The following is a 14105-nucleotide window of genomic DNA, read 5'->3' on the forward strand; positions in this document are numbered from 1 at the left end:
CCCCCTCAGGGGCGCGGGGAACTGCGCGCTCAGCCCCCACCGGCCCGCAGATAAACACCGGGCCAAAAAGGGGCGCGGGGAACTGCGCGACCAGCCACAGACGGCCCGCACGCAACACACCGCGCCCCGTCCGTTTACTCCGTCCGCAGCCCATCCGGCCGCATCAGCCTCCACAGTGGTGGCAAGGACAGGGCCGTCACCAGGAGGACCACCGCCCCGCCGATTCCCACCATCCCCGCCACCGACGGCCAGTCGATGTGGATCGGGCGGCCCACCATGCGGAGCAGGACCGCGCCCAGGCCCAGGCCCACGCCGGACGCCAGGGTGAGGCCCAGGGTCACCGGGACCGCCGTCTGCCACAGGACCGACCAGCTCAGCGTCGTGCGGCGGGTGCCGAAGGCGACCAGGGACGACAGCAGGCGCTTGCGTTCGCGCAGTTGCTCCAGCATGGACACCAGCAGGCTCGTCCCGATCAGCATCAGGACCGCCGCGGCCCCGATGTACAGCCCCCGCCGCACCCCGGAGAACTTCGTCGCCGTCTTGACGTCGTTGAGCGCCCGCGCCCGCGTGAACGGGTCGTCCCGCCACGCCGCGTTCAGCACCCGGTCGGCCGCCGTCCCGTCTCCCGGCCGAGTCGTCACGTACGTCGTGTAGTAGACCGAGATCTTGGTGAACTTGCGCACGGCGCCGGGGGTCGCCAGGAGGCCGCCCCGCTTCGTGCCCAGCGGGTCCGGCCTCGCCTGAACCGTGCGCGCGTCGCGCGGCACCGTGTACGGCGTCTCCGGGCCCTTCCGGTCCCCGACCCACGCCGACTCGAAGAGCAGCTTCGCGCCCGGCGCCGCGCCGTCCCCGCCGAACTCGCCGCCCGCCGCCACGAACACGTCGCCGTCCTTGCAGGAGGGCAGCTCGCCCACCTCGCGCAGGGCGCGGCAGTCGCCGACCGCCATCTCGACGTACTTCTGGTCGTCCGGGTTCGGCGTGTGCAGGCCGACGTTCCCGAGCGTCGTCGTGCCCGTCACCCCCGGCACCGCCTTCAGGTTCTCCTCGCGGCGCTCCTGTTCGGCCTTGGACAGGTTCGAGGACATCGGGACGACCAGCTGGGCCCGGGCCGTGTCCTCGCCGCTGGACTTCACGTAGTCGCCCTCGATGCCGCTGAAGAGCATCTGGAGCGCGATCGCCCCGGCCACCGCCACCGCGATGCCGTTCACCAGGCGGGCCGCGGCGCCCGAGTTCAACTGGAGGCGGCGGACCGCCAGTTGCCAGCCGACCCCGCCGCCGCCGAGCCGCCGCACCACCGTCTCGATCAGCCACGGCAGCAGCGCCGTGACCCCGATGAGCAGCAGGACCGTACCGCCGATGACCTGCGTCTGGTTGTAGAAGCCGGTGTCGCGGCCCTTGTCGAACATCGGGATCAGGAGGCCGAGTCCGACCACCGGCAGCAGGAGGCGCCACCACAGGCGCCGCGGGCGCGGTACCGACGTCCGTACGACACCCAGCGGTTCGATCACCACTCCGCGCAGCGCGAACAGCGTCACCCCGACCGCGGCCGCCGGCACCGCCACGCCCACCAGGAGCGCCAGCGCCACGCTGGGGTTCAGGTCGGAGGGGAAGACGTTGAGGCGGGCGATGGTGACCTCGCCCACGTACTGGCGGGCGATCAGGAAGAAGACCGTGCCGAGGCCGAGCCCCAGGAGCGAGCCCGCCAGCGCCTCGCCCGCCGCGATCCAGCGGGTCATCCTGCTGTCCGCGCCGACAAGCCGCAGCGCCGCGAGGCGCTTGTCGCGCCGGTCGCCGCCGAAGCGGACGGCCGCCGCGATGAAGACCGCGACCGGCAGCAGCAGCACCACGAAGATGATCACGATGAGCAGCGCCAGGATCGGGTCGATCGGCTCGCCCGGCTTCTTGTCCGGGAACGTCTTGATCCGCTCGATGTCGATTCGGTTCGAGCTCAGCGTCTTGTGCCCCTTGAGGCTGTCGCTGCCCGCGTAGTAGGCGAGTTCGTGCGGGCCGAGCAGCCCCGCGTCGCCGATCGTGCCGGTGATCTTGTACGGGACGCGCTCGCGCAACAGCTTGCCGCCGGGCGACTTCAGCAGGTCGCGCAGCTCGGGCGAGACCACCATCGTGCCGGGCGCGGGCAGCGCGGACAGGCCCGGCGGCACCGGCGCCCGGTCGCCCTCGGGCTGCACCAGACGGCCCCGGACGTCGTCGCCGCCGAAGACCGTGTCGGTACGGGCGATCAGCATGGTGTCGGCGGCCGCGGGCGTCTCCTGCCCGGCGCCGTAGTCGTTGCGCGCGTTGTCGCGCGCGTCCCGCGCCGAGAGCGCGCCCGGCAGGGCGGTGGTGGCGAGCAGCAGCGCCACGCCGAGCCCGACGCCGATCGCCGTCATCAGCGTGCGCGTCCACCCCTCGCGGCCGCCGGTGAGCGCGAACCTGGCGCCCAGGGTGAGGTCACGGAGCCTGTTCATATCGCGCGCCCGTTCATACGGAGTGCTCCAGCATCATGTCGCGGGACTTGCCGTCGCGTACGACGACCTCCCGGTCGGAGTAGGCGGCGACCCGGGCCTCGTGGGTGACCAGGACGACCGCCGCGTTGGTGGACCGGGCGGCCTCGGTGAGCAGCTGCATCACGCGCTCGCCGTTGAGCGAGTCGAGGGCGCCGGTCGGCTCGTCCGCGAAGACCACCCGCGGCGAGGTGACCAGCGAGCGGGCCACCGCGACGCGCTGGCCCTGGCCGCCGGAGACCTCGCCGGGCCGCTTGTTCCCGAGGTCCTCGACCTCCAGGCGCTCCATCCAGGACAGCGCCGTGCGCTCGGCCTCCTTGCGGCGCACGCCGGTCAGCCGCAGCGGAAGGGCCACGTTCTCCGTGCAGGTCAGCTCGGGGACGAGCTGGCCGAACTGGAAGACGAAGCCGAACTCGCTGCGGCGCAGCGCGCTGCGCTCGGCGTCCTTCATCGACGACAGCTCGCGGCCGTTGTAGAGGATGGAGCCGGAGTCGGGCGTGACGATCCCGGCCAGGCAGTGCAGCAGCGTCGACTTGCCCGAGCCGGACGGGCCCATCACGGCGACGACCTCGCCGGGGTGGATGGAGAACTCCGCGCCGTCGAGCGCGGGCGTGGACCCGTACGACTTGCGCAGGTCCTTGGCGAGGAGCAGGGAGCCGGCGGGCGTCATGCGCGTACCTCCGTGGCGAGCTGGTCGAGGCGGGCGGCGGTCAGCTCCAGCCAGCGCAGGTCCGCCTCCAGATGGAACAGGGCGTGGTCGCAGATCAGCTGGTCGGAGAGGTCGCCGCGGCGCTTGCGGTCGGTGAGGATGCGCATCAGCCGCAGGTGTTCGGCGCGCTGGGTGTCCAGCAGGTCGCCCGCGCTGCGGCCGGTGAGCAGGGCGAGGACGACCTTGGTGTAGAGGGTCGACTGGAGGTACGGCTCGGGCTTCTCCGGCTGCTTCAGCCAGGCCTCGACATCGGTGATGCCGGCCTCGGTGATCGCGTACCGCTTGCGCTCGGGGCCGCCGCCGGCCTCCACGCCGTCGACCTCCACGAGGCCGTTCTTCAGCAGCCGCGACATGGTCGAGTAGACCTGCCCGTAGTGCAGCGGGCGGTCGTGCCCGAACTTCTCGTCGAACGCGCGCTTGAGGTCGTACCCGTGGCGCGGGCCCGACTCAAGGAGTCCGAGGAGGGTGTGGCCGATGGACATGCTCAGATCCCTTTCTGCTGTACGTCTGCGGACGGTGGGCGGGTCACTCGGTACGGAGGCCGTCGGGGCGCATCAGGCGCCACAGCGGGGGCAGGCTGAGCAGCGTCACCACCAGGACGGTGACCGTACCGGTGCCCGCCAGCGGCAGGAAAAGCCACCAGTCGGTGACCTCCTTGCCGACCATGTCGAGCAGGGCCACGCCCAGCGCGGTGCCGCCCGCGACCGCGAGTACCACCCCGAGGACGACCGGCACGGCGGTCTGCCACAGCACGGAGAGCGCCAGCGAGGAGCGCCGGGTGCCGAAGGCGACGAGGACCGACAGGAGCCTGCGGCGCTCGCGCAGCTGCTCGATCTGTGAGACGAGCAGGCTCAGCGCGATCAGCAGCATGGTGGCGATCGCGCCGGTCCGCAGCCCGCTCTGGACGCTGGCGTACTGCTTGTCGCGCTCGACGTTGTCGATGGTGCGCACGTGCATGGCGGGGTCGATGACGGCGGCCGTGTTGCGTACGTACTCGGCGGCGTCCGGCACCGCGCGGTCGACCTTGATCATGGCCTTGGTCTCGGCCGAGGGCAGCTTGGTGACGTCGACGGCGCCGGGGGTGGCGAAGATGCCGTACCGGTGCTCGCCCATCGGGTCGGGCCGGGAGAGGACCTGGCGGGCCGACCTGGGCAGTGTCCACAGGAGCGGCTCGGCCGAGGAGTCGTAGTCGGAGGTGGTGTCGAGGTTGACCGCCTCGCCGGGCCGCGCGGCCTGGTCCACCCAGGCGCTCAGCCGCTTGTCGTCGGCGGGGTGGACGACGAAGGTGTCGCCGTCCCGGCAGGAGCCGACGCGGGCGAGCTCCGCGAGCGTGGCGCAGTCGCCCACGGTCAGGGAGGTGGTGGGCCGGATCTGGTCCCCGGTGTAGGCGCCCGGCCGGGTCGCGTAGGTCTCGACGGTGCCGATGACCGCCTGGACGCCCTTGGTGGCGCGGAAGTCGTGGATCATCCGCTGGGCGCGCTCGCCGCTCGGGAAGTTGGCCGTCACGTCGACCTGGGCGCGGCTGGGGTCCTGGTCGGTGGTGCGCACGAAGTCGGCGTGGATGCCGGTGGTCATCATCTGGAGCGAGATCGCGCCCGCCACCGCCACGGTGATCCCCGCGACGGCCCGGCTGGCGGTGCCGCCGCCGAGCTGGAGCCTGCGTACGGCCAGCTGCCAGGCGACCGGCCCGCCGCGCAGCCGGGCGACGGCCGCCTCCACCAGCCACGGCAGCAGGGTCGCGATGCCGGTCAGGGTGAGGATCGCGCCGATGGCGACCAGGTTCGGGTCGGTCACGCCCTGGTCCACGCCCGCCCTGGGGGACAGGGCGAGGACGGCGACCCCGGCCGCGGGCAGCAGCAGCCGCCACCACACCCGGCGCCTTCGGGGCTTGGTGGCCCGCACGACGCCCAGCGGCTCGACGGCCACCGAGCGCATCGTGAAGAGCGTGACCACGACGGCCGCCAGCGGCACGGCGAGCAGGACGAGCGCGGCGAGCGCCGGGGCCGGGGTGAAGTCGGCGGGGAAGGCCGCGAAGCTCCAGAACCGGACGCCGCCGACGAGTTCGCGGCCGAAGAGGAAGAGGGCCGTGCCGACCAGCAGGCCGAGCGCCGAGCCCGCGAGCGCCTCCCCGGCCGCGATCCACCGGGTCATCCCGGTGTCCGCGCCGACCAGGCGCAGCGCCGCGAGCCGCTTGTCGCGGCGCTCGCCGCCGAACCGTACGGCGGTGGCGATGAAGATGATCACCGGAAGCAGCAGCACCACGCAGGCCACCACGGTCAGCGCCACCAGCACCGGGTTGAGCGGCAGCTTCTCGACCTCGCCGCCGAACGCGTTGGTGCGAGCCGCGCCGCTCGCCTCGGTCAGGGTCGAGCTGCCCGCGTAGAAGAAGAGCTCGGTGGGGTCGAGCAGCCCGGCGTCGCCGATGCTCGCGGTGACCTTGTACGGGAGCCGCTGGCGCAGCAGTTCGCCCTTGGGCGAGTCGAGCAGGTCGCGCAGGGCGGGCGAGGCGGCCATCTCGCCGGGGCCGGGCAGCGCGCCCAGACCGGGCGGCACGGCGGGGTGCTTGCCCTCGGGGCGCAGCATGAGCCCGCCGATGGACTCGCCGCGGTACTCGGTGCCCACCATGTCGAAGAGCACCGAGCTGTCGGTGCGCTCGAACGCCTTCTTGCCGCCGGAGGCGGCGGGCACCCGGGCGTCCCCGCGCGCGCTGCTCGCCTGGTTGACGTGCGGGATCGAGGCCGCCGCGAAGAGCAGCGCGACGCCGAGCCCGACGCCGAGCGCGGTCAGCAGCGTACGGATCCAGCCCTCGCGGCCGCCGGTGAAGGCGAACTTGGCGCCGAGCGCCAGCTCGCGGAGGCGGCGGGTCACCGGGCACCGGCCGGGGCGAGGGTGAAGTCGCGGGAGCGGCCGTCGCGGACGGTGATCTCGCGGTCCGAGTAGGCGGCGACCCGGGTCTCGTGGGTGACCAGGACCACGGCCGCGCCGGTGTCCCGGGCGGCCTCGGTGAACAGCCGCATCACCAGCTCGCCGCTGAGCGAGTCCAGGGCGCCGGTCGGCTCGTCGGCGAAGACCACGCGGGGCGCGGTGACCAGGGCGCGGGCGACGGCGACGCGCTGGCCCTGGCCGCCGGATATCTGGTCGGGCCGCCGCCGGGCCACCGAGTCGACCTCCAGGCGCTCCAGCCAGTGCAGCGCCGCCCGGTCGGCGTCCTTGCGGCGCACCCCGTCGAGCCGCAGCGGCAGCGCCACGTTCTCGGCGCAGGTGAGCTCCGGCACCAGCTGGCCGAACTGGAAGACGAAGCCGAAGTCGCGGCGGCGCAGCGCCGAGCGCCGGGCGTCGTTCATCGCGGTCACGTCGTTCCCGTCGTACGTGATGGTCCCCGCGTCGGGCCGGACGATCCCGGCCAGGCAGTGCAGCAGCGTGGACTTGCCGGACCCCGAGGGGCCCATGACGGCGACTACCTCGCCGGGGGAGAGGGCGAAGTCCGCGCCGTCGAGGGCGGGCGTGGAACCGAAGGCCTTGCGCAGCCCGCTCGCGCCGAGCAGGGGGCCGGACGCCGGACCGGATGACGAGCCGAGTGACATGGGGAGGACTATACGCACTAGGTATACGCGGTGTGTATACGCCTGGTGCATAGAGCCCGGGGGAACATGACATTCCCATGCAAAAACGGGCAGGATCCTGGCTTCTGGCAACCTTGGGGGCTGTTTGTCAGTCGGTTCCCATGGGCTGGGTGCTGATTCTCACGTACGGAAAAGACGTGATGGGCTCCTCTTTGTCCACACGTGCGGTGTTAGTTTTCTGAGCTGATCTGGCGAGTCAAGAAGGCGAGCGACTGAGGTTATGGGCCGAGCGGAAGAGCGGCGGGCCCGGCAGCGCGGGGCGCGCCGGACCACGCAGAAGAAGGGCGGGCGGATACGCAGGCTCTTCACGTGGAAGAAGATGCTCGGCACCTTCTTCGGCCTCGTCCTGCTCGGAATGGGCGGCTTCTACATCATCTATCTGATGACGCCGATCCCCGAGGCGAACGCCGCGGCGAAGATGGAGAGCAACGTCTACAAGCTCTCCAACGGCAAGATCATCGCCCGTACGGGACAGCTCAACCGCGAGGTGGTCGGGCTCGACAAGATCCCCGAGAAGGTCCAGCTGGACTTCGTGGCGGCCGAGAACATGTCCTTCTACAAGGACTCCGGCGTCGACTTCAAGGGCACCGCCCGAGGCCTGCTGAACACCCTCTCCGGCAAGGGCAAGCAGGGCGGCTCGACGATCACCCAGCAGTACGTGAAGAACTTCTACCTGAGCCAGGACCAGACGGTCACCCGCAAGCTCAAGGAGCTGGTGATCTCCCTCAAGGTCGACCAGAAGTACGACAAGAAGGAGATCCTGGCCGGGTACATCAACACCAGCTTCTACGGCCGCAACGCCTACGGCATCCAGGCCGCGGCGCAGGCGTACTACGGGGTGGACTCCTCCAAGCTGACCGTCGAGCAGGGCGCCTATCTGGCGGCGCTGCTCCAGGCGCCCAGCCAGTACGACTGGGCGGTGGCCACGGAGACCGGCAAGAGGCTGGTGACCAACCGCTGGAACTACGTCCTCGACAACATGGTCAAGATGAAGGAGCTGGACGCCTCCCAGCGGGCGGCGATGAAGTTCCCGGTGCCGGTCGAGCCCAAGCCGGACCCCGGCATGGAGGGCCAGACCGGCTACCTGGTCCAGGCCGCCAAGGCCGAGCTGATCAACAACGGCATCAACGAAGCCGACCTGGCCAAGGGCGGCTGGACCATCACGCTCAACATCGACCCGAAGAAGCAGGACCTTCTTGAGAAGGCGGTCAAGCAGGAGCTGACCAGCAAGCTGGACAAGAAGAAGAAGGTCGACCAGGACGTCCAGGCGGGCGCCGTCTCGGTGGACCCGAAGACCGGTTCGGTCGTCGCGCTGTACGGCGGCCAGGACTACATGAAGCACCAGATCAGCAACGCGAGGACGGCCACGTACCAGCCCGCCTCGACCTTCAAGCCGCTGATCCTCGCCGCCGCGCTCAACGACAAGGCCGAGACGCAGGACGGCAAGGAGATCCGCGCCAACACCATCTACAACGGCGACAACAAGCGCCCGGTGAAGGGCGAGGGCGGCAACGGCTACGCGCCGCCCAACGAGGACGACCAGAGCTACGGCCCCATCACCGTCCAGACGGCGATGAACAAGTCCGTCAACAGCGTCTTCGCGCAGATGGGCGTGGACGTGGGGCTGACGAAGCTGCGGGACACGGCCGTCGCGCTCGGCCTCAACCACATGAAGGGCGTCGGCGCCCATCCCGCGATGACCCTGGGCTCCTACGGCGCCAGCCCGATGGAGATGGCCGGCGCGTACGCCACGCTCGACAACCACGGCAAGAAGGTCACGCCGTCCATCGTCAAGTCGGCCCAGCACAAGGAAGCCAAGTACAACAGGCCGGACCCGATCGGCGACCAGGTGATCAGCCGTGACGCGGCCGACGCCGTCACCTCGGTGCTGACCGGCGTGGTCGACGACGGTACGGCCAAGCGGTCGGTGCGGGACGCGACGAACCGCGACGGGCAGAAGGTCGCGGGCAAGACCGGTACCTCCGACGACAACAAGTCGGCCTGGTTCACCGGCTACACGCCGACGCTGGTGACCTCCGTCGGCCTGTGGGGCGAGGCAGCCGCGCCGCGTACGGTGAAGATCGACGGCAAGGAGACCACGGTCGGCAAGGGCAGCCAGGTCTCCCTCACCGACGTCGCCGACATCGACGGCCGGGTCGCCGGTGGCTCCATCCCGGCGAGGATCTGGGCCGCCTACACCTTCGACGCGGTCGACGGCCAGTCCGAGTTCGACCTGGACACCGACCAGGGCGCGGCCAAGCAGCCCGACGAGACCCCGGCGGGCACGCCCTCGGGGACCCCGTCCAACACGCCCTCGCGCACCCCGTCGCACACCCCGAGCCGGACGCCCTCGCACACGCCGAGCCACACCCCGTCGCGTCCGCCGACGACCGGCGGCACCACCGGCGGCAAGCCCACCACCGGGGGGCAGACCAACGGCGGTCAGACCAACGGGGGCCAGACGAACGGCGGTCAGACCAACGGCGGCACCACCACCGGCCAGACCAACGGCGGTACCACCACCGGCACCACCGACGGTGGAACCACCCAGGGCACCACCGACGGCGGGACCACCCAGGGCACCATCCAGGGCGGCGGCAACACGCCGTAGCCCGGGCTCCTGACCCATGGGAAGGCCCCCCACCCGTCAGGGCGGGGGGCCTTCGCGTCGGCGGGAGGACGGTCAGCCGCCGTTGACCGCCGCGGCGACCCGGTCGCCGATGCCCTTGTCGACGTTGCGCCAGTACTGGAGCGCGCGCTCCAGGACGGGCTTGCTGACGCCGTCCTTCAGATGGCCCGCGATGTTGGAGACGAGCCGCTCGCGCGCGGCGTCGTCGAGCACCTGGCGCACCTGGGTGCCCGCCTGGCCCCAGTCGTCGTCCTCGCGGTGCAGCGCGTACGCCTCGCGGACCATCTCCCCGGCGGTCCGCCACCCGGCGGGGTCCCCGAAGCCCTCCACGGCCGCCGAGGGGCCGCCGTAGGAGTTGGGGGCGTACGGCGCCCCGGCGCGGGACGGCTCGTAGCGCATCGGCCCGTCCTTCGCGTACGAGTTCACCTGCGAGCGGGCCCGGTTGGGCGGCAGCTGCGCGTAGTTGGGGCCGATCCGGTAGCGGTGGGTGTCGGGGTACGAGAAGAGGCGGCCGAGCAGCATCTTGTCGGGGGAGGGGCCGATGCCCGGCACCATGTTGGACGGCTCGAACGCGGCCTGCTCGATGTGGATGAAGTAGTCGTCCGGGTTCCGGTTGAGCGTCATCCGCCCGACCTCGATCAGCGGGTAGTCGCCGTGCGGCCACACCTTGGTGAGGTCGAACGGGTTGAACCGGTAGTCGGGGGCGTCCTCGAACGGCATGACCTGGACCTTCACCGTCCAGCTCGGCGCGTTCCCGGCCCTGATCGCGTCGAACAGGTCGCGGCGGTGGACGTCGGCGTCCCGGCCCGCGAGGTCGTCGGCCTCGGCCTGGGTGAGGTACTCGACGCCCTGGTCGGTCTTGATGTGGTACTTGACCCAGAACCTGGTGCCGCCGCCGTTGATCCACATGTAGGTGTGCGAGGAGTAGCCGTTCATGTGGCGGTAGCTCTTCGGGATGCCCCGGTCGCCCATCAGCCAGGTCACCATGTGCGCCGACTCGGGGGAGAGCGTCCAGAAGTCCCACTGCATGTCGTGGTCGCGCAGCCCGTTGTCCGGGCGGCGCTTCTGCGAGCGGATGAAGTCCTGGAACTTCATCGGGTCGCGTACGAAGAAGACGGGGGTGTTGTTGCCGACCAGGTCGTAATTGCCGTGCTCGGTGTAGAACTTGAGCGCGAAGCCGCGCGGGTCGCGCCAGGTGTCGGGCGAGCCCTGCTCCCCGGCGACCGTCGAGAAGCGGGCCAGCATCTCGGTGCGCCGCCCCGGCTGGAAGAGGTCGGCCCTGGTGAACTGGCTGACGTCGTTGGTCACTTCGAACGTGCCGTACGCGCCGGAGCCCTTCGCGTGCACCACGCGCTCAGGGACCCGCTCCCGGTTGAACTGGGCCATCTTCTCGATGAGGTAGTGGTCCTGGAGCAGGATCGGGCCGTCGGAGCCGACGGTGAGCGAGTGCTCGTCGCTCTCCACCGGGACCCCGGCGTTGTTCGTCGTGTAGGGCTGGGTGCTCACGAGCGTCCTCCCTCAGCGGGGGATGACCCCCATCGGGTATGGGTGGGGTCGCTTCGTCCACGAGCCAGTCAACTCCGCCGACTCGGTGTCGGCAACATCTGGATCCCGCCCGCCGCCGGGCCCGGCGACCCGCCTCAGGGGCGGGTCGCCAGCTCGAACCAGACCACCTTGCCGCCCGAAAGACGGGTCGCGCCCCACCGCCTGGCCAGCCGGTTCACCAGGAACAGACCGCGCCCGCCCTCGTCGGTGTCCCGCGCCCGCCGCTGCCTCGGCAGCTGCGGCGAGTCGTCGCCGACCTCGCAGCGCAGAACGTCCGTCTTGAGCAGCCGCAGGGTCACCGGGCGCTCCGCGTACCGCACGGCGTTGGTGACGACCTCGCTGACCAGCAGCTCCACCGAGTCCGTGAGCTCCTCCAGGCCCCAGCGGTCCAGGGCGCGCCGCGCCAGGCGGCGGGCCCGGCCGGGCGCCGAGTCCTCCGGGTCCAGGAACCAGTACGCCACGTCGCTCGGCGCGATCCCGTCGAAGCGGGCCGCGAGCAGCGCGATGTCGTCGTCCCGGTCGCCCGGGCCCAGCATGTCCAGGACGTCGTCGCAGAGCGCCTCAAGGGGCGGCGGGTGGTCCGGGCCGGTCAGCTGGGCGGTGGCGGCCAGGCGCTCGCGCAGCTGCTCGATGCCGGTCCACACGTCCCGCAGCCGGGACTCCACGAGGCCGTCCGTGTACAGGAGCAGGGTGGCGCCCGCCGGGGCGTCCAGCTCGACCGCCTCGAAGTCGCCCCCGCCCACGCCGATCGGCGCGCCCGGCGGCACCCGCAGCACCTCGGCGCGCCCGCCCAGGTGCAGCAGGACCGGCGGCGGATGCCCGGCGTTGGCGATGGTGATCCGGTGGGCGACCGGGTCGTACACCGCGTACAGGCAGGTCGCCATCCGGTCGGTGCCGAGCCGCTGGGCCTGCTCGTCGAGGTGGTGCAGCACCTCCTGCGGCGGCAGGTCGAGCCCGGCCAGGGTCTGCGCGGTGGTGCGCAGCTGGCCCATGATCGCGGCCGAGGTCATCGAGTGGCCCATGACGTCGCCGACGACCAGGGCGACCCGGCTGCCGGGCAGCGGGATCGCGTCGTACCAGTCGCCGCCGACCCGGGCGGTCTCGGCGGCCGGCAGATAGCGCGAGGCGAGCCGCACGCCGGTCGGCTGGGGCAGCGAGTCCGGCAGCATGGTCCGCTGGAGCTCGTCCGCGATGTACGCCTCGCGGCCGTACAGCACGGCCTTGTCGATGCCGAGCGCGGTGTGGGTGGCCAGCTGGGCCGCCACCAGCAGGTCGTTCGCCTCGAAGGCGGGCCGCTCCAGGCCGCGGACGAAGACGGCGGCGCCGATCACCCGGCGCCGGCCCCGGAGCGGGGCGAGTATCGTCCGGTGGCCGCCGGGGACCGGGCGGTCCGGGCCGAGCAGCTCGGCCAGGGCGAGCCGGGCGGGCACGGAGTCGCCGAAGACCGGCCGCACCCCGCGCAGCACCTCGGCGAGGGCGCCGCCGGTGCGCACCTCGCAGAGCTCGGCGGCCGGGGTCAGGTCGGTCTGGGCGTTCAGCAGGGACAGGGCGTCGATCGCCTCCGGCTCCTGCAGGGACTCGTCCACTAAACGCAACCGGTCGGTTCGGCGCAGCCGCAGCACGAAGGGGCTGGCGGGCCGCTCGTCCCCGACCGGAAGCGGGTCGCGCAGATGCACGAGTATCGCGTCCGAGAACGTCGGGACGGTGGCCCGGCACAGCCCGAGCACGATCTCGTCGAGGTCTATGCCGCGCGCGATCCGGCGGGTCGCGGCGCCCACGAACCGCAGCCGGTCGCCCTCGCGGCGGGCCACGGCCGCGATGTCCCCGCCACCGGGCACCTCGCCGCCGCTGCCGGCCCCGGGCGCGCCGGAGGCCGGGCCGCCGGGCAGACCGTCGCCCGGGGGCTCCGCGGGGCCCCGTCCGGGCGGCACCCCCATCGCGCCGGCGGTCGCCGCCGCGCCCAGGTCGCGGGCGAGGTCGCGGGAGCCGGGCTCGGGCTGGCCGGGCACGGACGCGGTGGCCGCGCGGGCCTGGCCGCGCCGGGCGGGCACGGCGGAGTGCGCGGCGGAGCCCGCACCCGGCTCGTCCGGGCGCGGCCGGGCCGCCTCAGGAGGCCGGGCCAGCTGCTCCTGGTGCCGGCTCTCGTGCGAAGTGGGCTGATGCTCCGTCACGCGTCGGGTTCCGTCCGTCCGGAGTGAGACATCCACCGTGCTGGAGGCAGGGCAGGGATGCGCGAGGCAGTCGCTTCGTGCGGTATACCCGCTCCATGGGCGGCCGCGACACCCCTCACGTCCCGACCCCCCTTGAGGTGACATACGGTCAATTTGCGCCCTGGGTTCCCTCGTTGTCGATGCGCAGCCTTGCGGAGGACGATCCTACGTTTGAACCCCGGGGGCGCATCAAGGGTCTCACGACGGCATATGCGCCGGGGTGCGATCCCAATCCGCCGGGAGCGCGGGAACCGGCCACCGCGGATCGGGCCGCCACTCCTCCCACCCGTCCGAGAACGGCCTGCCCCAGGCCCGGATCACCTCGACCGCCGCCGCCCCGGCCGCCCGGACCCTGCGGGCCTGGGCCGCGTCCATCAGCCCCACCCGCTGGGCCTGCGCGAACTCGTCCTCGTCCCGCCACTGCCAAGTGCGGTCCGGGTAGACGGAGATGTCGAGAAAGTGGTCCTCGGAGTCGATCCCGCCCGACCACCGCGTGCGCGGCTCCTCCAGGTTCACGTACCAGCTCCGGAAGCGCCAGCCCCGCTCCCAGAACAGCCAGACCGACCAGGGGTCGCCGGGGCGCGCGAGCTTGAGCACTCCGGTGCCGAACCAGCGCGCGCGCTCCGTGGTGCGCGGGGCGGTGTAGCGGGTGGCGAGGGGCTCCTCGTGGACGGGGGTGCCGTCGGCGAGCACCGGCTTGACGCACTCGGTGCCCGGCGCCATCCACACCGCGAGCAGTTCGTCGGTGTCCTGGACGACGGTGACCGGGCGGCAGATGTGGACGCGGCTCTTCAGGTCGGGGGCATTGCCGCGGTAGCGCCAGAGGATCTGGTCCCCCGGCGCCCAGTGGTGCATGCCTCCGGTACCTGTCATGCGCAGATCTTAGGA

At 72.1% G+C, this 14105-nt stretch carries 9 protein-coding genes; 1 reads left to right on the forward strand and 8 read right to left on the reverse strand.

Features of this window, described 5'->3' with window-relative positions:
* Positions 1-134: 134 nt before the first annotated feature.
* From IE252_RS15200 to IE252_RS15220, 5 genes are read right to left on the reverse strand one after another with little or no spacing between them, the layout of a single operon-like run.
* Positions 135-2465: an ABC transporter permease gene (locus IE252_RS15200; protein WP_190089934.1), complete on the reverse strand. Its 2331-nt coding sequence runs from the start codon at positions 2463-2465 to the stop codon at positions 135-137.
* A 13-nt stretch (positions 2466-2478) separates the two neighbouring features.
* A complete protein-coding gene (locus IE252_RS15205) occupies positions 2479-3171 on the reverse strand; it encodes an ABC transporter ATP-binding protein (protein ID WP_190089935.1) in 693 nt (230 codons plus the stop codon).
* Positions 3168-3692, reverse strand: a complete 525-nt coding sequence (locus IE252_RS15210) for a PadR family transcriptional regulator (RefSeq protein ID WP_190089936.1) — start codon at positions 3690-3692, stop codon at positions 3168-3170. The genes IE252_RS15205 and IE252_RS15210 overlap by 4 nt, the downstream gene beginning before the upstream one ends.
* Positions 3693-3735: 43 nt before the next feature.
* Positions 3736-6078, reverse strand: a complete 2343-nt coding sequence (locus IE252_RS15215) for an FtsX-like permease family protein (protein ID WP_190089937.1) — start codon at positions 6076-6078, stop codon at positions 3736-3738.
* Entirely contained in the window at positions 6075-6794 is a 720-nt protein-coding gene (locus IE252_RS15220; RefSeq protein ID WP_190089938.1) for an ABC transporter ATP-binding protein, read from the reverse strand. Before IE252_RS15220 ends, IE252_RS15215 begins: the two co-directional genes overlap by 4 nt.
* Before the next feature lie 259 nt (positions 6795-7053).
* On the opposite strand from IE252_RS15220, the gene IE252_RS15225 reads away from it, so the two are divergent.
* Positions 7054-9444 (forward strand): transglycosylase domain-containing protein, encoded by a 2391-nt coding sequence (locus IE252_RS15225; RefSeq protein ID WP_190089939.1) that lies wholly within the window; start codon positions 7054-7056, stop codon positions 9442-9444.
* Between the two features lie 72 nt (positions 9445-9516).
* Here IE252_RS15225 and IE252_RS15230 read toward each other — a convergent pair whose 3' ends face one another.
* The 3 genes from IE252_RS15230 to fomD form a co-directional block, all read right to left on the reverse strand.
* Entirely contained in the window at positions 9517-10968 is a 1452-nt protein-coding gene (locus tag IE252_RS15230; protein ID WP_190089940.1) for a catalase, read from the reverse strand.
* A 134-nt stretch (positions 10969-11102) separates the two neighbouring features.
* A complete protein-coding gene (locus tag IE252_RS15235; protein ID WP_190089941.1) occupies positions 11103-13178 on the reverse strand; it encodes an ATP-binding SpoIIE family protein phosphatase in 2076 nt (691 codons plus the stop codon).
* A 237-nt stretch (positions 13179-13415) separates the two neighbouring features.
* Positions 13416-14090, reverse strand: coding sequence for a cytidylyl-2-hydroxypropylphosphonate hydrolase (gene fomD / locus IE252_RS15240; protein WP_101389863.1), 675 nt, complete (start codon positions 14088-14090; stop codon positions 13416-13418).
* Positions 14091-14105 lie beyond the last annotated feature (15 nt).

The organism is Streptomyces melanogenes, from assembly GCF_014649795.1.
Lineage (GTDB): Bacteria > Actinomycetota > Actinomycetes > Streptomycetales > Streptomycetaceae > Streptomyces > Streptomyces noboritoensis.